We start from the raw sequence: 23,671 nt of genomic DNA, 5'->3' as shown, positions 1-23,671 counted from the left end.
CTACGCCTCCATTACTAGTAGTTGTGGATCGTTCAATAAACGCTTAATATGATTCATTGCATTTTGAGCTGTTACACCATCAATCAAACGGTGGTCAAAGCTTAATGATAACGCAAGCACAGGTGCTACGACAATTTCCCCGTTTTTCACCACTGCTTTTTCTGCAATTCGGCCAATTCCAAGGATGGCAACTTCCGGATGGTTGATAACCGGAGTAAACCATTGTCCGCCTGCTGAACCGATATTGGAGATCGTAACAGATCCGCCTTTCATCTCATCAGCAGAAAGTTTCCCGTCACGAGCCTTAACAGCAAGCTCGTTGATTTCTGCTGAAATTTTAAAGATGGATTTTCGGTCAGCATCTTTTACGACAGGAACCATTAGACCGTTGTCTGTATCAGCAGCGATTCCAATGTTGTAATAATGCTTCCAAACGATTTCTTCATTTGCATCGTCAATGGATGCGTTAATTGCCGGGAATTCACGGGCAGCAGAAACCAATGCTTTTACGACATATGGAAGGTACGTAAGCTTGATTCCTTTATCAGCTGCAACCTGCTTGAACTTCTTACGGTGTGCCACAAGCTCAGTTACATCGATTTCATCCATCAATGTCACGTGTGGAGCCGTGTGTTTGGAGTTCACCATTGCTTTAGCAATGACTTTACGTACACCTCTGATTTTTTCACGCGTTTCATTTTCACCGGCAGGAATTGCTTTTGGTGCTTCCTTCGCAACAGGTGCCTCAGAAGGTGCTGTTACAGCTTCCTGATCTTGAGTAGCCGTTTCACCGCTCAAGTATTTTTCGATGTCTTCTTTCATAACACGGCCATTGTCTCCAGAACCGGATACTTTGCGGATATCAACGCCTTTTTCGCGTGCAAATTTACGAACAGAAGGCATAGCGATTACACGCTTGTTTTCATCCACAGATTCATCAGCAGATGGTTCTGTTTTAGCCGCTTCTGTTTTTTGTTCAGGTTCAGCAGCTGCAGGCTTTTTCTCTTCTTCAGCTTTAGGCTGCTCCGGAGTATCATCACCATGTGCAGATGGAGGTGGCTCACTGTCAGATTCGATCGTTACGAGCACGTCCCCAACAACAGAGACGGTTCCTTCGTCAACTTTTACTTCAAGAATTTTCCCATCTACTGGAGAAGGGATTTCAACTACTGCTTTATCATTTTGCACTTCAAGAAGGATGTCATCTTCCTTGACTTCATCCCCTGCTTTTACAAACCATTTAACAATTTCGCCTTCGTGGATACCTTCACCGATATCGGGAAGCTTAAATTCAAATGCCACTAACAACGCCTCCTATAGTAAAAAATTAATCATGTTTATCTGGATAAAAAGCCGAAAAAGAAATCAGAAAGATTTCTTTTCCAGACCTGTTGTTTAGCATTAGAAGTTATAAACTGTCTTTGCCTTTTCAACGATATCCTTATAATCAGGAAGCCAAACGTCCTCTGCTGCTGCAAACGGGAATACCGTATCAGGAGCAGCGACACGAAGTACAGGAGCTTCTAGGCTCAAGATGGCGCGGTCATTGATTTCAGCAACAACAGTTGCACCTACACCTGCTTGTTTCTGTGCTTCTTGAACAACAATGGCACGTCCTGTTTTCTCAACAGAAGCAATGATTGTGTCAATGTCAAGAGGGCTAACTGTACGAAGGTCAACCACTTCTGCGGAGATTCCTTCTTTTTCAAGCTCTTCTGCTGCTTTTAGAGAAGAGTGAACCATTGCACCGTAAGTAATGATGGAAACATCTTTGCCTTCACGTTTTACGTCAGCTTTTCCAATTTCGATTGTATATTCTTCTTCTGGAACTTCGCCGCGGAAAGAACGGTACAATTTCATGTGCTCAAGGTATACAACCGGATCGTTGTCACGGATTGCGGAAATCAACAAACCTTTTGCATCGTATGGTGTTGACGGAATAACAACCTTAACACCAGGAGCTTGAGCCACAAGACCTTCAAGGTTGTCCGCATGAAGCTCAGGAGTTTTTACGCCGCCGCCAAATGGTGAACGGATTGTGATTGGAGAGTTGTACACTCCTCCGGAACGGTAACGCATACGAGCAGCCTGAGCCACCACGGAATCCATTACCTCAAAAACAAAACCGAAAAACTGAATTTCCATAACTGGACGGAAACCAGTTAGTCCAAGGCCGATCGCCAGACCGCCGATTCCGGACTCTGCTAGCGGAGTATCGAATACACGATCTTCGCCAAACTCGGATTGAAGGCCTTCTGTCGCACGGAAAACTCCGCCGTTTTGACCAACATCCTCACCGAATACAACAACGTTTTCATTGTTTTTCAATTCAGTGCGCATTGCATCTGTGATTGCTTGAATCATGGTCATTTGAGCCATATTACTTCGACTCCTTTGCTTTGTATTCTTCAAGTTGCTCTTTAAGGTTGTGAGGAAGCTCTTCGAACATAAAGCCGATTAGATCAGTTACTTTCTGTTTTGGAGCAGCATCAGCTTTTTTGATTGCAGCTTTAATGTCTTCCTTCGCCTGATCAATTACTTTATTCTCTTGCTCTTCAGACCAAAGTCCTTTTCCTTCAAGGAATGTACGGAAACGAACAAGAGGATCTTTCTTTGTCCATTCGTTGTCAAGGTCTTCTGTACGGTAACGTGTAGGATCGTCTCCTGCCATTGTGTGCGGACCATAACGGTAAGTAAGAGTTTCAATCAATGTTGGACCGTCTCCGTTTAATGCGCGTTCACGTGCCTGCTTGACTGCAGAATACACAGCGAGTACGTCCATTCCATCTACCTGGATTCCTTCGATACCGGCTGCAACCGCTTTTTGAGCAATTGTTTTTGCTGCGGATTGCTTTTCTACTGGTACAGAGATTGCAAAACGGTTATTTTGCACAACAAAAATCGTCTGTGCATTGTATGCTCCAGCAAAGTTCAAACCTTCATAGAAATCACCCTGGGAAGCTCCACCGTCACCTGTGTAGGTAATAGCAACATTCTTTTTGCCTTTTTTCTTAAGTCCAACACCAACACCAGCTGCTTGGATAATCTGTGCGCCGATGATAATTTGCGGCATAAGAACATTTACGCCTTCCGGAATTTGACCGCCTTGGAAATGTCCGCGGGAATATAGGAAAGCTTGATATAATGGGAGTCCGTGAAACACGATTTGCGGGATATCACGATATCCTGGAAGAATCCAGTCTTCTTTATCCAGCGCAAATTGGGATCCAAGCATGGAAGCCTCTTGACCTGCAACCGGCGCATAAAATCCTAAACGTCCCTGACGGTTTAAGGAGATTGCTCTTTGGTCCCAAATGCGCGTATATACCATACGTGTCATTAATTCCTGTAATTCTTCATCTGAAAGTTCAGGCATAGCAGATTCATTAACTACTTTCCCGTCTTCTGATAAGATCTGAAAGGTTTCAAATTGTTTTTCAACCTGTTCAATCAAACTCATTAACCTTCACCTCTTCCTTCCTTACACCAATGTTATCCGCCATGTATGTAATAGGCGCTTCTATTAGATTGCCCAAAGTTTACCATATACATGACATGGTTTATAAAAAAGCCTTGAATGGTCCCGATGCACAAATCATTATTGCTGTTTCCCTATTTAATCCTGGGTAAACATTGTACTTGTACATCCTTCATTTATATAAGGGCTTTCATAAACTGTATTACTATTTTTTTGAAACCAGAGTAATACAATCATCTTAAACACATCATTAGTTTACACCTTCGTATATTGACCGTCAATTGTTTAATATCAAGTAAGTTATTGAATTATTTTTTCTGCACCATAGCTGTTACACCTATATTATAAAGCACTGTATCACTTTCTGTATTCATCTGTTTCAAATCAGGCTTTTCCCATGAAATAAGCCATCTCACTTCCTTTTTCTAGCGTTTTAGCCGCATAAATATGGTAGAATACAGAAAAAGCGATTGTCATATGAATAAAAGAAATCACCATAATGGGAGGAAAACTTATGCTAACCATGAAAGATATTGTCCGAGAAGGCAACCCGATTCTTCGCGAAAGGGCAACAAACGTTGAACTTCCTCCTCAGCAAGAGGATATTCAAATTGCGAAAGAAATGCTTGAGTTCTTAAAAAACAGTCAGAATCCGGAGGTGGCTCAAAAGTACAACCTTCGGCCAGGTGTGGGGCTCGCATGCCCGCAGATCGGAATTTCCAAACGGATCATCGCAGTCCATACGGAGGATGAACAAGGTGAATTATACAGTTACGCTCTTTTCAATCCGAAAATTGTCAGCCACTCCGTAAAAGTGACCTATCTCGAGGGTGGAGAAGGCTGCCTTTCAGTTGACAGGGATGTTCCCGGGTACGTTCCGCGTTACGCAAAAGTTACCGTCAGAGGAACAACAATAAAAGGCGAACAAGTCGATATAAAATTAAAAGGGATGCCCGCCATTGTGTTTCAACATGAAATTGATCACCTTGACGGCATAATGTTCTATGATCGTATTAGTAAGGAGAATCCTTTTACACCCCCAACCACTGTGATCCTCAACCGTGCATAAAGAAAACCCTGTCCATGTGACAGGGTTTTTCTTTATTTTATTCCACTATTTTCCTCGCAACCTGAAAAAAACAGGCGGCATACTATAACCAACTATAAAAAAAGGACGGTTATAGCCACATGAAAAGGAAACGGCGAATCATCAACAGATTAAAAAAACTCATTCATGAATATCCTTGCCTCAATCCAAATAAACGCGCATTTTGCATCCGTTAATCGTAAAAATCCCCTGTATTACCGCAGTCATCGTGCCAATAATGAAAAAAACATGAAAAACATGCTTATTTCATTTATAATAGAACGAAGATATTGTTAATACTAGCACGGTAAGGAGACGAAAAAATGATTTTTAAAGTTTATTATCAAGAAAACAAAAATGAGGTACCTATTCGGGAAAACACTAAATCTCTATATATGGAGGCAAGCTCCATTGAGGAAGTGAGAAAAAGTCTTGCAAGTTCAAATTTTAACATTGAGTTTGTCCAGGAGATTAAAGGGAAATTCCTAGAATATGAGCAACAATCAGACTCTTTTGAAGTGGAGAAAAGATAATTTATGAAATTTGTCAAAAACCATCAAACTGCAGTCTTTGCCCTCGGCGGCATGGGTGAGATTGGAAAGAACACGTACGGTGTTCAATTTCAAGACGAAATCATCCTCATCGACGCAGGAATTAAATTTCCGGAGGACGAGCTGCTTGGCATTGACTATGTAATCCCGGACTATACGTACCTGGTGAAAAATGAAGACAAAATTAAAGGGCTGTTCATTACTCACGGCCATGAAGACCACATCGGCGGCATCCCTTACCTGCTTCGTCAGGTTAATATTCCGATTTATGGCGGAAAGCTTGCCATTGCACTGATTAAAAACAAACTTGAAGAACATGGACTGCTAAGACGTGCAAAGTTATACGAAATTACCGAGGACCAGATAATTAAGTTCAGAAAAACATCCGTTTCGTTTTTCCGAACGACTCACAGCATACCGGAATCGTTTGGAATTGTTGTGAAAACACCTCCCGGTAATATTGTACATACCGGCGACTTCAAGTTTGATTTCACACCGGTCGGCGAGCCGGCAGATTTAACAAAAATGGCCGAGATCGGCAAAGAAGGGGTGTTATGTCTGCTTTCCGACAGCACCAATGCTGAGGTTCCCGGCTTTACATTGTCTGAACGCCGCGTGGGTGACAGCATTAATGATATTTTCCGAAAAGTGAACGGCCGTGTGATTTTCGCTACGTTTGCTTCAAACATCTACCGCCTGCAGCAGGTAGTTGAAGCTTCTGTACAAAATAACAGAAAGATCGCTGTCTTTGGCCGGAGCATGGATTCCGCCATTACAATCGGGCAGGAACTTGGATTTATAAAGGCTCCAAAAGGTACCTTTATCGAGTCATCTCAGATTAACAGACTGCCGGATAATCAAGTCACGATTCTATGTACGGGAAGCCAGGGTGAACCCATGGCGGCACTTTCAAGAATTGCTAACGGGACTCACCGTCAAATTCAAATTATCCCTGGAGATACGGTCGTATTCTCTTCTTCGCCAATCCCGGGAAATGCATTAAGCGTAAACAAGACGATCAATCAGCTGTTCCGTGCAGGCGCTGAAGTGATTCATGGGTCCCTTAATGATATTCATACCTCCGGACATGGGGGCCAGCAGGAACAGAAGCTGATGCTCCGGTTAATGAAGCCGAAGTATTTCCTTCCGATTCACGGAGAATATAGAATGTTAAAGATGCACATCCAGCTCGCCACGTCTTGTGATGTTCTGCCTGAGAATTGCTTTACGATGGATAATGGCGAGGTTTTGGCCTTGTCCAGCAATGAAGCATCTGTCGCAGGTAAGATCCCTTCTGGATCTGTTTATGTAGACGGAAGCGGTATTGGGGATATTGGAAACATTGTTCTCAGAGACCGTAAGATTCTTTCCGAAGAAGGTTTAGTTGTCGTTGTAGTCAGCCTCAATATGAAAGAATTTAAAATTGAAGCTGGTCCAGATATCATATCCAGAGGGTTCGTCTACATGAGAGAATCAGGCGATTTGATCAATGATGCGCAAAACCTTTTGAATCAGCACCTGAACGGTCTAATGGATGAAAAACGAACGAGACAATGGTCTGAAATTAAAAATGAAATTACCGATGTCCTCTCTCCATTCCTTTACGAAAAGACGAGAAGACGGCCGATGATCCTTCCGATTATTATGGAAATCTAATTAAAAAAGCATGAGAGGAAAATTCCTCTCATGCTTTTTTTTAATCGATTGAGCTTTATGCCATCATATCATCTTCGAGCCGATTGATATCCTTTTCTGCGCCAATGACAATCAAAACATCGCCTTCCATGACAGGCTGGCTGGCATGCGGAGAAACAATGACTTCATGGTCCCGTTTGATCGCAACCACATTGCAGCCGAACTTTGCCCGGATATCCATTTCCAAAAGGGATTTGCCTTCCATCTTGCTTCCAGCCACCATTTCAACAATACTGTATTCATCCGATAACTCTAGATAATCAAGAACACTTTTTGAAACCACCTGGTGGGCAATGCGTATCCCCATATCACGTTCCGGATGAATAATGCGGTCGGCACCAATTTTTAATAATACCCGTTCATGATAATCATTCTGGGCCTTCACCGTAATTTTATCAATACCCATGTCCTTAAGAATGAGCGTGGTCAAGATACTGGATTGAAGGTTCTCCCCAATCGCTACAATGACATGCTCAAAGTTGCGAATACCTAAACTCTTGAGCACCCCTTCATCCGTTGAGTCCGCCACCACGGCGTGAGTAGCGATTGACGAATACTCATTTACCCGGTCTTCATCCATGTCGATCCCGAGCACTTCCATCCCCTGCTCGACCAATGCCCTGACAACCCCTCCACCAAACCGGCCCAGCCCGATGACCGCATACTGCCGTTTCACCTGTCGTTTTGCCACTTTTATTCCTCCAGCATATTATGTACTATTGCCTTTAGCATATCACAATGTCCCACTTTGACAAAACTATCATTCTCAATGCATTGAGAATATACAAAAAAAATGGCCAAGATATATCTTGGCCATTTTTTAATGAAACAGATCTTAAACGTTAAGTGTTTCTTGTCCTGGCTTCCAGTTCGCTGGGCAAAGGCCGCCAGTTTGAAGTGCTTGAAGGACACGCAATGTCTCGTCCACATCACGGCCGATATTGTTGTGGTTAACTACGGCATACATTAATTCACCTTCAGGAGAAATAATGAACAGTCCGCGAAGGGCTACGCCTTCTTCTTCAATCAATACGCCATAGTCACGTGCTACAACATGGTTCGTGTCTGCAGCAAGTGCATAGTTAAGGTCACCGAGACCGTTTGAATCACGAGGTGTATTGATCCAGGCTTTGTGAGTATGAATAGTGTCTGTAGAAACACCGATTACTTCTGCATCCAAATCTTCGAACTCATCAAAACGATCGCTCAAAGAAGTGATTTCGGTAGGACATACAAATGTGAAGTCCATTGGATAAAAGAATAGTACTGTCCATTTATCATTCTTCATGTTTTCTTCAAGACTTACTTTGCCAAATTCTTTGTTTGGCAATACAGCGTCCATTTCAAAGCGCGGAGCTTGTTTTGCTACCATGCGTTCTGCCATGTTAAAATCCCTCCAACTAGTTAAGTTATTGCTTCACTATTATTATAATGCACCCTTACTTTTTAGTCAATGTTAAATAATAATTAATTTAAATAAGGGCCTTATAATCACAACCATATTTACTTTCCCCCATATCATAACAAGTTAATCAAAAGAAGTGAAATAATTGGATTGCGCCGTTTACTCGGTTATACTGTTATGCATACTAAACATGTTAAAAACAGAAGGAGGAAAAAATTTTAATGCCGGATTACAAAAAATTTACTGAGGTCGACTGGGGCGCTATGGCGATCAGCGCTGGAATTTTAGTGTTAAAACTCATCGCAATCTATATTATTTATATAGTCATCCGCAATATTGGAAAGAAAATCATTCGAACAGCCTTTGCGCGAATGATGCATCGAAAAAGCATGTCCAATTTCAGAGCAAAAACTTTGGAAACACTGGTGATCAGCATTTATACATATGCCTTAATCTTTATGGCTTTTGTCGCCGTGTTCGGGCTGTTCAACATTGATATACGCGGGCTGCTTGCAGGCGCAGGGATCGTTGGGCTTGCCATCGGCTTCGGAGCACAGGGACTTGTCAGTGACATTGTTACAGGATTCTTTATCCTCCTGGAAAAGCAAATTGATGTAGGTGACTACATAACCACCGGCGCATTTAATGGAATCGTAGAAGATGTAGAATTGAGAACAACCAAAGTCAGAGGCTTTGACGGTACGCTTCACTATATACCGAACCGGTTAATCACAAGTGTAAGCAACCATTCCAGAGGCAATATGAGGGCTCTGGTTGATTTTAAAATCCCCACGACACCGCAGGTTGAAGAAGCACTGAGGGTGATTAAAGAAGAAAGTCTCGTGCTTCAGCAGGAGGAACCTGCCATCCTTGAAGGGCCGAATGTTCTTCCAGTGATTGAAGCAGAAACTGGCCAGACAGTATTGCGCATTCTTGCAAGAACCGAAAACCTCAAGCAATGGAGCATGGAACAAAAAATTAAAGACCGTCTTCAACAGCGGTTTATTGAAGCAGGTATTCAGCTGCCTTCTCCCGAAGTAGAAGATGCATCCGGAGAGCCAGGCACCGAATGATTACTAAAGAGGATCAAAGGGTATTCATACTATTGAATCCCTATAAAGGAGGTTTCATATCATGCCTTATGATTCCATTAAAGAACTGCCAGATTCGGTAAAAGACAATCTTCCGCATCACGCACAGGAAATCTTCAAAGAAGCTTTCAATTCTGCTTCTAAAGAATACAAAGAAGAAGAAACAGCCTTCAAGGTTGCATGGAGTGCCGTGAAAAACAAGTACGAAAAAAATGATAACGATGAGTGGGTAAAAAAAGAAGAATAATAAAAAGAGGCACCAACATCTGATATCATGTTGTTGCCTCTTCTTTTTCTCTTTTTATCACTTTTAACTTTTTGATTTGATGTCCGTCCATTTCTATTACTTTAAAGGTATATCCTTGGTGATCCACTTCTTTATCGAGGTCTACATCAATTCCCTGGCTTAAAAACCAGCCTCCTATTGTGTCAAGATCCGAATCATCGAGATCCAGATGGAACATTTCATTCACTTCAGAAATGAGTACTTTTCCTTCAAGGATGGTCACTTGATCATTTACTTTCTTAATTCTCGGTTCTTCATCCTCATCAAACTCATCCCGAATTTCACCCACGATTTCTTCTATTATATCCTCAACCGTAACAATGCCTGATGTTCCTCCGTACTCATCCATTAATACGGCCATATGTACCCGGTCTTTTTGCATTTTTACCAGCAGCTTCTGTATTGGAAACGATTCATGGACGGAGATAATGGGCCGTATGTAACGTTCCAGCTCCTCTTCTTCATTGGTTACATGTTCATTAAAGAATTCCTTTATGTTCACCAAACCAATAATATGGTCTTTATCTTCTAAAGCAACCGGATATCGCGTAAACTTTTCCCCTCTCATGATATCGAGGTTTTCCCAAAAAGTATTTTCCTTGTATAAACAGACAATCTCGGTACGGGGAACCATAATTTCCTTCGCCAGCCTGTCATCAAATTCAAATATCCGGTTAACATAACGGTATTCGGATTGGTTGATTTCCCCACCCTCAAAGCTTTCAGATAGCAGGTGGCGCAATTCCTCTTCGTTGTGTGCCATTTCGTGTTCTTCCCCACGCTTCAGCCCCATAATTCTGGTAAGGATCGCAGCGGAACGGTTTAAAAGAAAGATAAACGGAAACATAATAACACTGAAGGCAATTAATGGTCTTGCAACCGCCAATGCAATGGCCTCCGACTTTCTGATTGCAAATGACTTTGGAGCCAATTCTCCAAGTACAACCTCAAAGTACGTAATGACTGTAAACGCAATGATAAATGAAATGGTGTTGATTAATTGCTGCGGCAGATCCACATGCTGAAAAACGGGATGAAGCAGCGTTTCCACTGTCGGTTCTCCCATTCCACCAAGTGCCAGTGATGTTATTGTAATCCCCAATTGTGTAGAAGAAAGATAACCATCAATATTGGCCAGAATTTTTTTAACAGCTTTTGCATTTCCATTTCCCTGTTCTGCCAGAAAATCTATTCGGGTTGGCCGGACTTTTACGATGGCAAATTCAGTAGCCACGAAAAATGCGGTTATTAATATTAGGATGATAATAATGATGATATTGAATAATGCCATGTGGTTATCCCTGATCACCAAAGTGACCAAGGACCATCACCTCCTGCTGAAAAATAAGAGTAAAGATAATAAAGATTACCCTCTCCACCTAGCAGATAAACAAAGACAAATGAGGAGGGAACAGCTTGACGCTGTTCCCCTTTGTTTTTTTATTGCTGAAGCTTGCTTTGTACTGCCTGACAAACATCATCAGCACTCATTCCGTCTGCGTTAATGACAGAGCCCTGCATAACAGCATTTTGCATGCCCATCACATTTTCATCCTGACCAGAGATCACACAGCAATCACAGCCGTTTGCGTCATTTTCCTGACGAAGCATAACCACATCAAAACCTTTAGCTTTTAAAGCATCGGAAACATTAGTTAAGGATTCCTCCACACCAATTCTTGCCATCGTTTCCACCTCCTTAGCATTTTTAATTTTTCCTAGTAGATCGCGACTTATTCCTCAGACAACAAAAAAGGACTGCTCAATTCTGAGCAGCCCCTTATTTAACGTGTTTTCTAATTACTGTTTGCTTTCCACTCGATATAAGAAACAAGCGTACGGAGAGCGACAGGAATTGCTTCTTCTTTCGGCTCAATCCTGGAATGGTGAAGTCCGAACTGACTGTCTGCACCAAGCCAAAACATAAACCCTGGAATTTCTTTTAGAAAATAGCCAAAGTCTTCTCCTGTCATGGCTTCTTTACAATGATAGAACTCTGCTGTTTTTTCTCGTTCGAGAAAAGCAATGAATTCCCGTGTCAGTTCTTCATGGTTATACACCTGATAGTAGTTGGCGCCATAATCAATCTCGGCCTGGCAGTCAAAGGACGCTTCCAACCCTTTCACAAGGGATTCAATCCTGCCTTTGACTCTTTTCATGGAGTCGGAGGAAAGAGTACGGATTGTCCCCTCCAGGCGGGCGGTTTCCGCAATGATATTTTGCTTTGTCCCTCCGGTAATTTTACCGACGGTGACAACGGCTGAATCAAGTGGGTCAATGTTTCGTGCCACAATCGACTGAAGCTGGGTCACCAAGTGGCTGGCCGCAACGACCATGTCATTGGCAAGGTGAGGATAGGCAGCATGCCCGCCTTTCCCTCTGATGTCAATAAAAAGCTCAGACGTGTTGGCAAACAAAAGCCCTTCTTTGACTGCAATTGTGCCAACCGGATGCTCGGGAGCAATATGCAAACCGAGTATCATATCGGGTTTTTCCAACTGGAATTCTTCACTTTGAAGCAAAGGAAGCGCCCCTCCCGGCCCTTCTTCTGCAGGCTGAAACACAAACAGCAAATTATCCTTCACTGGGTGATGGACAAAATAATCTAGAAGCCCCATTGCGACAGACATATGGATATCATGTCCGCAAGCATGCATGAATCCTTCATGTAGAGAAGGAAATGTATAGGTGGTTTCTTCCTTAATCGGCAATCCGTCCATATCCGTGCGATAAGCAATGGTTTTTGACGGATGGGTACCTGTCACCTTAACAAGCAAACCAGTCCTCCATTTTTTCACACTCAGGCGTTCTTGTGGGAGTTGGCTTATGAAATCAAGAATAAACTGCTGTGTTTTGAATTCCTTAAAACCGGGTTCAGGAATTCGATGCAGCTGTCTCCTGATGTCAATAAAACGTTGAGCTTCCATTCTATATCATTCCTGTCCAGACCAGATTAATCGTTCAGTTGTCGCAATTCATGCTTAATCTCTGTTTTGGATTTCGTTTTTTCATCGATTTCTTTAATCACACGTGCAGGTGTTCCGGCTACAACCGTATATGGGGGTACATCTTCAATGACGATGGCACCTGCTGCAACTACAGCCCCTTTACCAACTGTAACTCCTTCAAGAATCACCGCGTTGGCTCCAACAACGACATCATCTTCAACAACAACAGGTTTTGCAGACGGCGGTTCGATCACACCAGCCAAGACGGAGCCTGCTCCGATATGACAGTTTTTCCCGACAGTTGCACGCCCGCCAAGAACCACGTTCATGTCGATCATCGAACCTTCACCAATGACTGAACCGATATTGATGGAAGCGCCCATCATGATTACAGCGTTGTTTCCGATTTCCACCTGGTCACGGATAATCGCACCCGGCTCGATACGCGCGTTAATATTTTTCATATCGAGCAATGGGATCGCTGAATTGCGGCGATCATTTTCCACCACAAAATCTTCAATTTTGCTTTCGTTGGTTTTTAATACGTCCTGGATTTCTTTCCACTCACCAAAAAGTATACCGGTGTTCCCATTGATGAACGATTGAGTGTTTTCACCGAATTGGAGCCCCTCAAGATCCCCTTTTACATATACTTTTACAGGTGTTGATTTTTTACTGTTACTAATAAAAGAAATAATTTCATTTGCATCCATCATTTTCATGGTGTGTGCTCCTCCTTTAATACGTTCTGTATTGTATTAAACCACTAATTCAACCAACATTCAAACCAAAATTATTTCAATCCTCCTTTACCAATTTCACAAAAGCCTCTACCTGTTTAAGTTCGAGTGAAGCACCATGGCAAATCATCCATGTATCACGCTTCATTGGCTCCCCGTTCTTATTATGCAGCGGAACCTGATGAAAGGCATCCGCTTCACGTAAGGAGATGGAAGGCAGAATAGCATAACCGATCCCGTGAAGGGCCATCTGTTTGCATGTTTCGATCTGATCAACGATGATGGTTTTTTTCGGCGGAATGGAAAAGTGGTCCTGCCACCACTCTTGAATATCCTGATAGTAGGTGGAGTGGCTTTTAAATTGGATGAAAGGCTTTTCTGTTTTTTGCAACTCTTCAATAGAAGAAATATTCGTATCTACAAGGTACAAGCTGTCAGAAAACAAGTGTATTTTTTCTCCCCGCCATTCGGGATTTCCCCGAACAATCCCAATATGAATTTGATCTTCATACAGATGCTTAATGATTTCACTGCTCCAACCTGTTATGAGAGAGATATTGACCTGCGGATACAGATTTACATATTTTTTTAACGTGTTTGGAAGCCAGTACTGCCCTATGATGGAGGCCACCGCAAGCCGCAGTGTGCCAAACACTTCTTTGGATAGGGATTGAAGCTCCTCTCTGACACGGCCTTCATCTTTCAGCGTCTCATTGACATGTGCGATTATTTTTTCTCCTGCTGCCGTGATTGCCAGCCCTTTTTGCGATCGTAGAAATATTTTTGTGCCCCAGCTGTTTTCAATGCTCTGCAGGCGCTGGCTCAGTGCTGGCTGAGAAACATACAGACGCTCGGATGCTTTTCTCATATTTAACTCCTGAGCGAGCACTTGAAGGATTTTAAATTCAGATAGCTGCATGCTGCTCCCCCTTTGGCTAAACTTCATAAGCAAAACTTATCAGTCTAACCTATTATATTCTATTATTCATCTCTGCACGAAATATTTAAGATAAAAAGTAGAAATAAACCTAAAAGAAAGGATGAAAACCATGAAAGTACAAGTAAAGGGCATTCACCATGTACAGCTTTGCATTCCACCAGGAACTGAAGATCAGGCTCGGTCCTTCTTTTCGGGAATTCTGGGATTTCAGGAGATTGAAAAACCCGACAGTTTAAAACCAAACGGCGGATTATGGTATCAAGTGGGAAAGCAGGAGCTTCATTTAGGTATTGAAAACATTCCTTTCCAAAAAAGAAAAAGCCACCCTGCATTTGAAGTGGCCCAGCTTGACGCTGTAAAAAAACATCTTGTTTCCCACGGATTGGCTGTAACAGAGGAAATTGAAATTCCAGGCTTATTACGGTTCTCATTCCGAGATCCCTTCGGCAATCGCATAGAGTTTCTTGAGAAAACCACACGCCCATGAAGAACAGCAGCAGGTAATTATCGGCTTTTTGTCTTTGGGTTTTCTGCTTTGGGAAGCATAATGGAAAACAGCAAACTTAAAATCGACAAGATAAGAACACCTTTATACACATCTGCAAGAGAAAACGAAAGACCATTTTGCAGGAGCTCCAAAACAGAGCTGCTCAGTTTGCTTCGTTTTTCTTCATCGAGCAAAATGTTAGCTGCATCGAGTGTGACCTTCTCATTTTCATTTCCATGGCGGTCAAAATAGGTACTCAGTCTGGTGTTTAGAATGCCACCGAGAACAGCAGCCCCCAGTGCGCTTCCTACGATTCTCATAAACATATTGGATGCCGTGGCAATCCCTCTCGTTTTCCAGTCCACTGTATTCTGAATGGCAACTATATAAGTAGTATTCGTCAATCCCATTCCGCAGCCGATAAGAAAGGAACCAGCCCCGGCCCAAACCGGGCCTTTGGCAGGGTCCATAAAGATAAATACAAGTGAACCAAGGAACAGGGCAACGCCGCCTGCGATTGCTACGGGGCGGAATCCTATTTTTAATAGCAGCTTTCCTGCAATCGTCGAACAAATTGGCCATCCCACCGACATGGCTGTCAATGTAAATCCAGCCACAACAGGTGGCTGTTCCATCACCCCTTGAATATACGTGGGAAGAAAACTGGAAAGCCCGATCAACACAGCACCGTTCGTTAACGACGCGGCATTTGAAAGCGAGATCAGGCGGTTGTTCCATAAAGAGATCGGCATCAAGGGCTCTGGAAATCTTGATTCATGCTTGAAGAAACCGAACAAAATGAGCACCGAACCGATCCCGAGAAGGTAGGATTCCCAAGAGTTCCAAGGCCACGCCGTCCCTCCTTGTATAAGTAGAACCATCAGGGCACTTACCCCTATCAAAACAAGGAGCGAGCCGAGGTAATCGATATGTACTTTTTTCCGCTCTACGTTTTCATGCAGGAATTTTCCAACACCCGCCATGGCAAGAATTCCAAGCGGGATATTCATCCAAAATACTAATGACCAATGCGAGTATGTAACAAAGAAACCGCCAAGCAATGGACCGACAATCGCTGAGATTCCCCAAACGCTTGCAAGGTAGCCCTGAATTTTTGCCCGCTCTTCGATTGTATACATGTCTCCAACGATCGTGGTGGCAATTGGCTGAACAGCTCCTGCCCCCAGGCCTTGGATCAAACGATAAATGATCAGCTGTTTCATGGATCCTGCCAGGCCGCACATAACCGACCCTGCTAAAAAAATGATAATACCAATCGTGAAAACCGGCTTGCGGCCGTATAAATCAGACAACTTCCCGTAAATAAGAATAGTGACCGCCTGCATGAGAAGATATGCAGAAAATACCCAGCTGTACAAAGCAAATCCACCCAAATCCCCGACAATGCCAGGCATGGCTGTAGAAACAATCGTTCCTTCAATGGCTGCCATAAACATGGCAATAATCACAGATGCAAGAACAAACGGCCGCTTTGTCTCGCGTTCTTCTCTGCTTTCAGGTTCTTTCCTGTGTAAACTCTTATTCATTTGTCTCAACCTCTTTTCGTATTTCATGCGGCTCCACATGAACAGAAATACTTTCTACTTTATATTTACGCCTGAGTTCGGCTTCCAGCTTTTCCGTAATTGCGTGGCTTTCAATCACATTCAAATCCGGATGAACATGGATGGTTACATCAAGAATAACCGAATTCCCGTGTTTTCTGGCTTTTAAATCCGTAACTTGCTTCACCCCTTGCACGTTCAGAATTTGCTTTTCTATCCTCTTCCCCTCTTCATAATCAAACCCGTCTGAGAGATTATGTGAAGTTTCGTAAAAGATATCCCAGCCGGTTTTGATGATCATGATGGCAACAAGTACTGCCGCCAATGGATCCAGCCAAACTATACCGAGCTGTGCTCCAAAGATTCCCACAGCCGCGCCAATGCTGACAAATGCATCCGACCGGTTATCCAGAGCCGCAGCTTTTAAACCCTGGCTGTCTGTTTGGCGGGCAAGCCTGATATTGTATCGATATACTCCCATCATAACCAAGGCAGAAAAGATGGCCGTAATACCTGCAATCACAGATGGAGGCTCAATTTCAAACACCACAATGCTTTTGATGGCAGAAATCAATACCTCAAGCCCAATTACTACCATTATAAAAGAAGCGATCATGGATGCAATGGTTTCTGCTCTTAGATGGCCATAGGGATGGTCTAAATCCGCAGGTTTTTTTGAGATTTTTAATCCGATCAAGACAGCCAGAGAGGCCAGAATATCCGTTGAGTTGTTTAATCCGTCTGCTACCAGAGCTTCAGAGGAATAAAGCCATCCTATGCCAAGTTTTAAAAGGGATAACACGATATAAGCTGTCAAACTAAGATAAACGCCTCTTTCCACTTTTGTCTGCACCTTTTTCTCTGCCATGTCTTAATCTCCCTTTAACCATTCTCCTGCATTTGCAGTTAGGATGTCTAAACTTATAAAAAAACATCCCTGTCAAAGATCATTAATGATGATAAATCATTTTCCGCGTCATCCCCCCATCGATAACAAGATTTTCACCATTGATGAAATTATTCTCCGGATTTGTTAAATACAGGCAAGCCCTTGATATGTCAGAAACGGTTCCAACCCGTTTTGACCAATGCTGTTCATGGTCCACATCACGTAGTTCATCATAGTTCGTTGTTTCAATCCAGCCGGGACTGATGGAATTAACTGTAATCCCCTCTTCACTAAAGGAAGCGGCCAGTGCATGGGTTAGGGCCACAATGCCTCCTTTGGTGGCAGCATATGCTTCACTGTTGGGTTCTGACATGGAGGCACGAGTGGATGCAATATTCACAATCGATCCGCCTCCCTTTTGCTTCATTTGTTTTGCCGCCTCTCTAGAACATAGGAAAACACTGCGAAGATTTGTTTGAATGACATCATCCCATTCCTCTACGCTTAGTTCAAGTGGAGATTTCCAAATCCCCTTTCCGGCATTATTAATCAAAATATCAACCGGACCGAATAGGGATTGTGTCTTTTCCATTAATGAGATGATATCCTCTGGCTTCCGTACATCTGTTTCCATAAATTCAGCCTTTCCCTTTGTTGAAGTAATCTCCTTCAGTGTTTCGGCCGCTTCTGCCTCCTTCATATCCGCAATGACAACATACGCACCTTCCTTCGCAAAATCAATTGCAATTTGCCTTCCAATGCCCTGGCCTGCACCGGTAACAATGACTACCTTGTCTTCGAACATATGTAGAACAACTCCTTTTACATTGATTTAGTTTTATTCAATTCCTAAAATATTCCCCTAAACACCGCTGTTTCTAATCAGCAATTACCTTCGTTTATTTAGAATTGCTTACAACTACTTTTCCAATCATTTTCCCTGATTCCAGCTTGGAATGCGCCTTTTTCATCGATTCTGAATTGAACGGCTTCAATGTTTCCGTTAATGTGGTCTTAATCATTCCATCATCGAACATTTTACCCATTACTGACAGAATCTCATGCTGTTTTATCATATCTTCCGTTTCAAAAAGAGATCGAGTAAACATAAATTCCATAATAAATGTTACACTTTTTTGTTGCAGTAAACTGATATTCAAAGGGGTTGATGTTTCAACGATGGAACAAACCTTTCCTTGTGGCGCTATGGCTTCCATCATTTTTTCCCAGTGCTGATCCGTACTGTTCAGACAAAATATATAGTCTGCCTCATCGAGACCTACTTTCTTCAATTGTGGTAAAAAATCCTCGTAGTGGCTGATTGTAAAGTCAGCACCGTGTCTTTTCGCCCAATCCTCCGTCTCCGTCCGTGACGCTGTGCCAATCACCGCTAATCCGGCCCATTTTGCAAGCTGAAGCGCGATAGATCCTACTCCTCCTGCTGCACCTATGATCAGTATCGATTTCCCCTCATTTTCCTCAGGCTGCAAAGAGATTCCCAATCGGTCAAATAATCCTTCCCATGCTGTGAGGCTTGTGAGTGGCATTGCTGCCGCTTCTTCATAGCTTAGTGTTTTGGGTTTATGAGCGGCAATTCGTTCATCCACGAGATGAAATTCACTGTTCCCGCCTGGCCTGCTTATGGAACCGGCATAATACACTTCGTCACCCTCTTTGAACATCGTTACTTCTGAACCTGTCTCGGCCACAACCCCTGAAACATCCCAGCCGAGGATTTTTGGTTCCTTTTCAACACCCTCCTTTGGTCCCCTTACTTTCGTATCCACAGGGTTTATAGAAACCGCTTTTACGTTTACGAGAAGATCTTTTTTTCCTGGAACAGGCTTATCCATTTCAACATCCACCAAACTCTCTGGATGGTCAATTGGAAGATACGTATACAAACCGACTGCCTTCATTTTTTCGTTCATTATCACTCATCCTTTCTTTGTTGTTACGTTACCCCAACAGGTCAAGGAAAAACATAGGTTAATATTTGGAGCCCGTCCAAACCAACTTCGGACGAGGTGCATAAGCTATGATAAGTACAAGTTTTAAAAATAAAAAGGTGGTTGGCAAATGAAGTTCCCCTCAAAACATTCACAGGTTTGCATGCGATTTAAACACCTCAAGCCTGGAAATGTGGTGCGTATTCATTTACATGGTACATCCGTTCAAGTAACCTTCAGACAATATGACCCTGCGACCGGTATTGTTATAGCAGCAATTTCTGATGGCAGTCTTGTTAAATTTAAATGCTGTGACGTAAATAAAGTTGAAAAGAACCCGGCTCAAAACTGGTTGCTAGAGGGCCGAAGCTAATTGGATCCAAATAAAAAGGGACAGCCGAGCTGGCTGTCCTTTTTAGCATATACCTTTCATCCTCATGTACGTTATCGATTTTATCCTAAATAAAGACATACCAAGGGCTAACAGGCTGATCTTATATATAAGTTATGGTGATTTAGGGGAGTACTAAAAAAGCTAATGTTAACATCTCACATACTTTCTTTTAAAACCAAGCTTCCCTCTATCCATTTGTTTTTGAATATTTTCGTAAGCGTTTAGGAAACTGCTATTCTTCTTGTCGCGTTTTACTTCTACGATGCCGACTTCCTTCGCTGTCTCCACCGCCTTTTCATGCAGTGGCAAATATGAAACCCCAACGGTATATACAAAATTATTCATCGCAGATTTTGTTCTTTCTGGCGAAGTATGAATAGAATTTTTCAAAATATCAAGCATATTGGAAATCTTACTTTCTGAAAACTCATGGTCTTTGCGATTCCCTAAAAGCCAGCAGTAACAACTCCAGCCTGCTGACATTCGCAGTTCATCACCGCTTCCAATCCATTGGTCAGCAACGTCTTGTGCAATATCTGACTCAGATAAAGTTACTGCCACTACATAATCAGAAAGCATATAAAAATAGGCTTCATCCAACCATCGGTTATAGTCAGCCTCACTCATGCCATTTGGGTCTGCAATGATTCCTGCAAAATACATGGCATCGTAGTTACCTGTGGCATAAAGCTCTTCAGCTAAACGTTGGTTTATTTTTATTTTTTTTGCGAGTGGTTTCATAGCACCTGTAGCCACACCAAAAAGCGGCTCGTGTGCGCCATTTGATAAGTACATTTTTTTTGTTCGTTCCTTACCCAGCACTTCAAGTTCCTGCATCACTGTTTCAAAGTCCATTGTACAATTCCTTCCTTACTATTTATCTTGTTCCATTGTCACCTAATCGATTATTTTTTTATCAAGTCTTTTATTCTACACAATTTTAGCACTACCCTTTTTCCTTCACAAATTCGTCATATGCAAGCTCCAATCTGATTGCACATGGTGGCCACTTAATCCCATCAACATATGTGAGAGGGAGGATAGAAAAACATACAGCCCTTATTTAAGACATCACAGCCTGATTATTCTAAATAGAATCATGAAGGTGCAAAGAGAATAAATAAAAAATCTTTCTAGAACTAAGCGCAAAGCCAAAGAATGCAAAAAAACACCACAGTGTTACCTTTTTACTCATCCATGTTTTGAACAAGTTTAGTTATCTTTTTATAGGAAAGAACTCCCGGTCATTAAGCGGGCAAAAGCCTATCAGGATGCTGGAGCGGATTAAAACCACATTGTTCAAACATTCTTGCGCTGATGACATCCCATGCATTTGGCATAACAAAAGGAGAGGAATGAAGGTGAAGATTGTAAAAATTCCTCGCTTTTAATAGGTGATCTTTATTCATTACCATGTGTAACTCATTTCCGTTTTTCCGAAATAGATCGTTCTTCATCTCATTGTAAAAGGTAAATGATTCAGTTTTTATCGAAATATGAAATACTTTTCAGGAGAGATTTAATCTCACTTACCACTCTAGAAGTTACATTTTCACACGTGCAGGGCACGTGGTTTTAAACCCTAAAAAACAAAAAAAACCGATCTTTATAGTAAGATCGGTTTTTGCTCTTCAATGATGACCTGATGGTAATGATAGACCTTCAAAAAGAAGACCTTTTTTGTTAATTTGTTTTAAAATAGGTGGTTAATGTTTGCTGAAGCGTACCTTTAGTTGATGCATACTCATCAAATGATATATCTAAATGAATCATTTTTCTAACTAGTTCTGCACGCAGACCAGTAATCACAGCCTCACATCCCATCAAGGAAACCCCGCTTAACACTTTTTGAAAATGATGAATGACCTCAATATCCATATCCGTAATGCCTGATAAGTCAATAATCAACGTTCGAATCTTCAAATTGGAAATCTCCGATAAGACTTTTTCTTCAATTGTATCTATACGATATACATCAATAACGCCAATTAAAGGAAGAACTGCAACAAAAGGACTGATTGGTATGATAGGAACGGACAAATGCTCAACCATTTTTCGCTGAGCGCTGATCAATTCATCTTTAAAAGTTGAATAGCTTATAAAGAAACTATTAAGAAATTTATCGATGCCGTCATTCACCAGCTGCTCCATTTGAAAGATCGTTTCTCTATAGTCTGATATGCTGCGTTCATTGGTGTTCTCAAGATCAAATTCATACAAATAATGCCATATCGTTCTTCTAATGGCATGTACCCACTCCAACTTAAGAGTGAGGGTTAAGGCATGCTTCGCCCAGGCCACACCTTCTTGTTGAGCAAAGGATATAAGCTCGTTGTCTCTCTTTTCCACAACAAACATGATCATCTTTTCTGCGTTTTTCAAAAGATCGATATTTCCAGATTGTAAAATATCATTTATTTTACCCGCGACATTACCAGCCTCGGATAAAAGTTTCGTTTGAAACTCTTCCCTGTGGTATTTAATAAAATCCGTAATCTGTTTTTGCTGCAACTTTTCCATTAGGTTATGCTCCTTCCAGTAGTTTAAAAATAGTCTCTTCTCATAATAATAACGTTCTTGATTCCTGGAATCCTCTGTTTCATTCTTTATAAAAGCCACTTTTGGCTATTTAACATTTTTACCCCAGAAGTTATTATATCCTATAGAGATGAATCAAACTTCATTAAACGGTATAATCATATTTTATTGTAGCAAATGAACAGCAAAGAACTTCTTTAAATGCTCAAGTAAATATTGGTAATTAACATACCAAAACGTTCAAACATTCTAAAATCATCAAAAAATAATGTTAGATAATTTGAACCTAACTTATCCCTCCTGATAACGCAATCATAATTTTCCCTATGTAATGACTATCGTTATATATTATACAGAATTTACAGTACAACAACCTGCCAATTATGATTGATCAAGAGTGTTCCTTGCACAAGAATACTCAGGGCCAATCTTTAGCTGTGCCCGTAATTACATATTTTAAAAATGAAAAATAAAAAAGCCCGCAACCCTTGATGTACAAAAAACGCTAGAAAGGTTATTCCCTTACTTCTTGTGTCTGTAGTAACTTCTAGTACATTGGTGTTTGTTTTAGTAAGGTTTTTACATAGAAGATTAAACGAATTAAAAAGGACCGAGAGCTTCTGCTTTGTTAAATTATTATGTAAACAAAACCGCAAAATAAAAAGAGAGCCGTTCCATCAGCTCTCTTCCCAATATACTATTGAGGATATTAAATTTCCAAGCCCATGTATCAATTGTATAATTTCACCCATCTATAACAAGCTTAAAAGGCTGCATTATAGTTGCTACCACCTTTGTCTCTTCTGAAAATATAAAACATCACTGAACCAACGGTAGAATTAATATAAATTAACCAAAAATACCAATCAATATCTCCTTCAGAAGAAGGATCGCTTAAATATGAAAGCAAGAAAAATATACTTCCATATAACACGCCTATCCCTGCATAAATTAAACAACCTAATAAGAAATGCTTGTTATGTACGAACCTACAATAAAGTACTTCACCAATCAAACAGCCTGGTAGAATAATAAAAGATCCGAACGTAATAATCGTTGGTATCTCTATGGCAGAAACAAGGAACATTAACTCCCTAAATGAGTCCATTGAATCAGGTTCAAGCAGGACAAAATTTACAAACTGATAAGCTATGACCACACAATATGCAGCAATGCACCCTTTTATAAAAGATTTCCGCTCACTCAAAAATTCTTTTTTCTCCATTTCGACTCCTTCCCATGCACCTAATCACACGTTAAACCTATTATGAACGAGTCTTTATGGATTACCTAACCCTATTTATTAATCTGATAATGATCCAAATGACAAAAATGATGACCAACGTTTGAATCAAAACGATAGTTATAGGACCAAATTGTATAAAAAAATCAGAAGATTCATACGTTGTACCTTCATCCATAAAAACCCCTCCTCAGAACGCCTGGTTAGTATAAATTATACTCTGTGTTTAGTGTAAATCGAATGATTTGGAATAACTTATTCCTTCTTATCCTTTTTGTCTCGTTCCCTGCGATCAATTATGAGATACGCACAAATAAATAGACTTAGAAGGCCTATAACTCGTGCGTCAGCTTCTTCTCCAGCGAATGGTAGCACGACTGCGCTT

24 protein-coding genes are annotated in these 23,671 nt (G+C 41.5%); 7 read left to right on the top strand and 17 right to left on the bottom strand.

The features are described from left to right. The 3 genes from BLT53_RS04425 to pdhA all read right to left on the bottom strand — a co-directional run bounded on the left by BLT53_RS04425 (position 1) and on the right by pdhA (position 3,460). The gene (locus tag BLT53_RS04425; protein WP_090233077.1) at positions 1-1,302 is read right to left on the bottom strand and encodes a dihydrolipoamide acetyltransferase family protein; all 1,302 of its coding nucleotides are present in this window, start codon (positions 1,300-1,302) and stop codon (positions 1-3) included. Between the two features lie 99 nt (positions 1,303-1,401). After that, positions 1,402-2,379, bottom strand: coding sequence for an alpha-ketoacid dehydrogenase subunit beta (locus tag BLT53_RS04420; RefSeq protein WP_090233076.1), 978 nt, complete (start codon positions 2,377-2,379; stop codon positions 1,402-1,404). A 1-nt stretch (position 2,380) separates the two neighbouring features. Next, positions 2,381-3,460, bottom strand: a complete 1,080-nt coding sequence (gene pdhA, locus BLT53_RS04415) for a pyruvate dehydrogenase (acetyl-transferring) E1 component subunit alpha (protein ID WP_090233074.1) — start codon at positions 3,458-3,460, stop codon at positions 2,381-2,383. 532 nt (positions 3,461-3,992) lie between these two features. Here pdhA and def point away from each other — a divergent pair. The 3 genes from def (at position 3,993) to rnjA (ending at position 6,772) form a co-directional block, all read left to right on the top strand. Continuing rightward, entirely contained in the window at positions 3,993-4,547 is a 555-nt protein-coding gene (gene def, locus BLT53_RS04410) for a peptide deformylase (protein ID WP_090233072.1), read from the top strand. A gap of 341 nt (positions 4,548-4,888) precedes the next feature. Continuing rightward, the gene (locus tag BLT53_RS04405) at positions 4,889-5,098 is read left to right on the top strand and encodes a DNA-dependent RNA polymerase subunit epsilon (RefSeq protein ID WP_090233071.1); all 210 of its coding nucleotides are present in this window, start codon (positions 4,889-4,891) and stop codon (positions 5,096-5,098) included. Between the two features lie 3 nt (positions 5,099-5,101). Further along, positions 5,102-6,772 carry a ribonuclease J1 gene (gene rnjA, locus BLT53_RS04400; protein ID WP_090233069.1) on the top strand — a complete coding sequence of 557 codons (1,671 nt, stop codon included), beginning with the start codon at positions 5,102-5,104 and terminating at the stop codon, positions 6,770-6,772. Positions 6,773-6,827: 55 nt separating this feature from the next. Here the strand turns inward: rnjA and BLT53_RS04395 are convergent, their stop codons facing one another. Beyond that, entirely contained in the window at positions 6,828-7,487 is a 660-nt protein-coding gene (locus BLT53_RS04395) for a potassium channel family protein (RefSeq protein WP_090236695.1), read from the bottom strand. 159 nt (positions 7,488-7,646) lie between these two features. After that, the gene (locus BLT53_RS04390; protein ID WP_090233068.1) at positions 7,647-8,195 is read right to left on the bottom strand and encodes a peroxiredoxin; all 549 of its coding nucleotides are present in this window, start codon (positions 8,193-8,195) and stop codon (positions 7,647-7,649) included. A 242-nt stretch (positions 8,196-8,437) separates the two neighbouring features. On the opposite strand from BLT53_RS04390, the gene BLT53_RS04385 reads away from it, so the two are divergent. Both BLT53_RS04385 and BLT53_RS04380 read left to right on the top strand, forming a co-directional pair. Further along, positions 8,438-9,289, top strand: a complete 852-nt coding sequence (locus BLT53_RS04385) for a mechanosensitive ion channel family protein (protein ID WP_090233066.1) — start codon at positions 8,438-8,440, stop codon at positions 9,287-9,289. A gap of 61 nt (positions 9,290-9,350) precedes the next feature. Next, positions 9,351-9,554, top strand: a complete 204-nt coding sequence (locus tag BLT53_RS04380; protein WP_090233065.1) for a ChaB family protein — start codon at positions 9,351-9,353, stop codon at positions 9,552-9,554. Positions 9,555-9,579: 25 nt separating this feature from the next. Here the strand turns inward: BLT53_RS04380 and BLT53_RS04375 are convergent, their stop codons facing one another. The 5 genes from BLT53_RS04375 to ccpC form a co-directional block, all read right to left on the bottom strand. After that, on the bottom strand, positions 9,580-10,884 hold the full coding sequence (locus tag BLT53_RS04375) for a hemolysin family protein (protein WP_090236693.1): 1,305 nt from the start codon (positions 10,882-10,884) through the stop codon (positions 9,580-9,582). Between the two features lie 149 nt (positions 10,885-11,033). Further along, positions 11,034-11,279: a YkuS family protein gene (locus tag BLT53_RS04370; protein ID WP_090233063.1), complete on the bottom strand. Its 246-nt coding sequence runs from the start codon at positions 11,277-11,279 to the stop codon at positions 11,034-11,036. A gap of 110 nt (positions 11,280-11,389) precedes the next feature. Beyond that, entirely contained in the window at positions 11,390-12,520 is a 1,131-nt protein-coding gene (locus tag BLT53_RS04365; RefSeq protein WP_090233061.1) for an N-acetyldiaminopimelate deacetylase, read from the bottom strand. Positions 12,521-12,546: 26 nt separating this feature from the next. Then, entirely contained in the window at positions 12,547-13,263 is a 717-nt protein-coding gene (dapD, locus tag BLT53_RS04360) for a 2,3,4,5-tetrahydropyridine-2,6-dicarboxylate N-acetyltransferase (RefSeq protein WP_090233060.1), read from the bottom strand. A gap of 76 nt (positions 13,264-13,339) precedes the next feature. Further along, complete coding sequence (gene ccpC / locus BLT53_RS04355) at positions 13,340-14,200, bottom strand: transcriptional regulator CcpC (protein WP_090233058.1); 861 nt, start codon at positions 14,198-14,200, stop codon at positions 13,340-13,342. Between the two features lie 130 nt (positions 14,201-14,330). Between ccpC and BLT53_RS04350 the strand changes: the two genes are divergently transcribed. After that, positions 14,331-14,708, top strand: coding sequence for a VOC family protein (locus BLT53_RS04350; RefSeq protein ID WP_090233057.1), 378 nt, complete (start codon positions 14,331-14,333; stop codon positions 14,706-14,708). 17 nt (positions 14,709-14,725) lie between these two features. On the opposite strand, the gene BLT53_RS04345 is transcribed toward BLT53_RS04350, so the two are convergent. The 4 genes from BLT53_RS04345 to BLT53_RS04330 form a co-directional block, all read right to left on the bottom strand. Continuing rightward, the gene (locus BLT53_RS04345; RefSeq protein ID WP_090233055.1) at positions 14,726-16,255 is read right to left on the bottom strand and encodes an MDR family MFS transporter; all 1,530 of its coding nucleotides are present in this window, start codon (positions 16,253-16,255) and stop codon (positions 14,726-14,728) included. Beyond that, positions 16,248-17,141: a cation diffusion facilitator family transporter gene (locus BLT53_RS04340; protein WP_090233054.1), complete on the bottom strand. Its 894-nt coding sequence runs from the start codon at positions 17,139-17,141 to the stop codon at positions 16,248-16,250. The genes BLT53_RS04345 and BLT53_RS04340 overlap by 8 nt, the downstream gene beginning before the upstream one ends. 82 nt (positions 17,142-17,223) lie before the next feature. After that, a complete protein-coding gene (locus tag BLT53_RS04335; RefSeq protein ID WP_090233053.1) occupies positions 17,224-17,967 on the bottom strand; it encodes an SDR family NAD(P)-dependent oxidoreductase in 744 nt (247 codons plus the stop codon). 94 nt (positions 17,968-18,061) lie between these two features. Then, positions 18,062-19,093 carry a zinc-binding alcohol dehydrogenase family protein gene (locus BLT53_RS04330; protein ID WP_170834234.1) on the bottom strand — a complete coding sequence of 344 codons (1,032 nt, stop codon included), beginning with the start codon at positions 19,091-19,093 and terminating at the stop codon, positions 18,062-18,064. Between the two features lie 148 nt (positions 19,094-19,241). Here BLT53_RS04330 and BLT53_RS04325 point away from each other — a divergent pair, with 148 nt between their 5' ends. Beyond that, entirely contained in the window at positions 19,242-19,484 is a 243-nt protein-coding gene (locus tag BLT53_RS04325) for a hypothetical protein (protein ID WP_090233052.1), read from the top strand. A 168-nt stretch (positions 19,485-19,652) separates the two neighbouring features. Here the strand turns inward: BLT53_RS04325 and BLT53_RS04320 are convergent, their stop codons facing one another. From BLT53_RS04320 to BLT53_RS04310, 3 genes are all read right to left on the bottom strand, one after another. After that, positions 19,653-20,360: a DNA alkylation repair protein gene (locus BLT53_RS04320; protein ID WP_090233050.1), complete on the bottom strand. Its 708-nt coding sequence runs from the start codon at positions 20,358-20,360 to the stop codon at positions 19,653-19,655. An 828-nt stretch (positions 20,361-21,188) separates the two neighbouring features. Continuing rightward, positions 21,189-22,025 (bottom strand): STAS domain-containing protein, encoded by an 837-nt coding sequence (locus BLT53_RS04315; protein WP_090233049.1) that lies wholly within the window; start codon positions 22,023-22,025, stop codon positions 21,189-21,191. A 781-nt stretch (positions 22,026-22,806) separates the two neighbouring features. Further along, positions 22,807-23,268, bottom strand: coding sequence for a hypothetical protein (locus tag BLT53_RS04310; RefSeq protein ID WP_090233048.1), 462 nt, complete (start codon positions 23,266-23,268; stop codon positions 22,807-22,809). Between the last annotated feature and the right edge of the window lie 403 nt (positions 23,269-23,671).

Source organism: Fictibacillus solisalsi, assembly GCF_900103485.1.
GTDB classification, from domain to species: domain Bacteria; phylum Bacillota; class Bacilli; order Bacillales; family Fictibacillaceae; genus Fictibacillus_C; species Fictibacillus_C solisalsi.
Note: the sequence above shows the minus strand (reverse complement) of the source record. Positions and strands in the feature narration are given on the sequence as shown.

Bases quoted from the DNA above. Each gene is read 5' to 3' on its own strand.
- BLT53_RS04420 (WP_090233076.1), bottom strand. From the start codon at position 2,379: ATGGCTCAAATGACCATGATTCAAGCAATCACAGATGCAATGCGCACT.
- pdhA (WP_090233074.1), bottom strand. From the start codon at position 3,460: ATGAGTTTGATTGAACAGGTTGAAAAACAATTTGAAACCTTTCAGATC.
- def (WP_090233072.1), top strand. From the start codon at position 3,993: ATGCTAACCATGAAAGATATTGTCCGAGAAGGCAACCCGATTCTTCGC.
- BLT53_RS04405 (WP_090233071.1), top strand. From the start codon at position 4,889: ATGATTTTTAAAGTTTATTATCAAGAAAACAAAAATGAGGTACCTATT.
- rnjA (WP_090233069.1), top strand. From the start codon at position 5,102: ATGAAATTTGTCAAAAACCATCAAACTGCAGTCTTTGCCCTCGGCGGC.
- BLT53_RS04390 (WP_090233068.1), bottom strand. From the start codon at position 8,195: ATGGCAGAACGCATGGTAGCAAAACAAGCTCCGCGCTTTGAAATGGAC.
- BLT53_RS04385 (WP_090233066.1), top strand. From the start codon at position 8,438: ATGCCGGATTACAAAAAATTTACTGAGGTCGACTGGGGCGCTATGGCG.
- BLT53_RS04380 (WP_090233065.1), top strand. From the start codon at position 9,351: ATGCCTTATGATTCCATTAAAGAACTGCCAGATTCGGTAAAAGACAAT.
- BLT53_RS04375 (WP_090236693.1), bottom strand. From the start codon at position 10,884: ATGGCATTATTCAATATCATCATTATTATCATCCTAATATTAATAACC.
- BLT53_RS04370 (WP_090233063.1), bottom strand. From the start codon at position 11,279: ATGGCAAGAATTGGTGTGGAGGAATCCTTAACTAATGTTTCCGATGCT.
- BLT53_RS04365 (WP_090233061.1), bottom strand. From the start codon at position 12,520: ATGGAAGCTCAACGTTTTATTGACATCAGGAGACAGCTGCATCGAATT.
- dapD (WP_090233060.1), bottom strand. From the start codon at position 13,263: ATGAAAATGATGGATGCAAATGAAATTATTTCTTTTATTAGTAACAGT.
- ccpC (WP_090233058.1), bottom strand. From the start codon at position 14,200: ATGCAGCTATCTGAATTTAAAATCCTTCAAGTGCTCGCTCAGGAGTTA.
- BLT53_RS04350 (WP_090233057.1), top strand. From the start codon at position 14,331: ATGAAAGTACAAGTAAAGGGCATTCACCATGTACAGCTTTGCATTCCA.
- BLT53_RS04345 (WP_090233055.1), bottom strand. From the start codon at position 16,255: ATGAATAAGAGTTTACACAGGAAAGAACCTGAAAGCAGAGAAGAACGC.
- BLT53_RS04340 (WP_090233054.1), bottom strand. From the start codon at position 17,141: ATGGCAGAGAAAAAGGTGCAGACAAAAGTGGAAAGAGGCGTTTATCTT.
- BLT53_RS04335 (WP_090233053.1), bottom strand. From the start codon at position 17,967: ATGTTCGAAGACAAGGTAGTCATTGTTACCGGTGCAGGCCAGGGCATT.
- BLT53_RS04330 (WP_170834234.1), bottom strand. From the start codon at position 19,093: ATGAACGAAAAAATGAAGGCAGTCGGTTTGTATACGTATCTTCCAATT.
- BLT53_RS04325 (WP_090233052.1), top strand. From the start codon at position 19,242: ATGAAGTTCCCCTCAAAACATTCACAGGTTTGCATGCGATTTAAACAC.
- BLT53_RS04320 (WP_090233050.1), bottom strand. From the start codon at position 20,360: ATGGACTTTGAAACAGTGATGCAGGAACTTGAAGTGCTGGGTAAGGAA.
- BLT53_RS04315 (WP_090233049.1), bottom strand. From the start codon at position 22,025: ATGGAAAAGTTGCAGCAAAAACAGATTACGGATTTTATTAAATACCAC.
- BLT53_RS04310 (WP_090233048.1), bottom strand. From the start codon at position 23,268: ATGGAGAAAAAAGAATTTTTGAGTGAGCGGAAATCTTTTATAAAAGGG.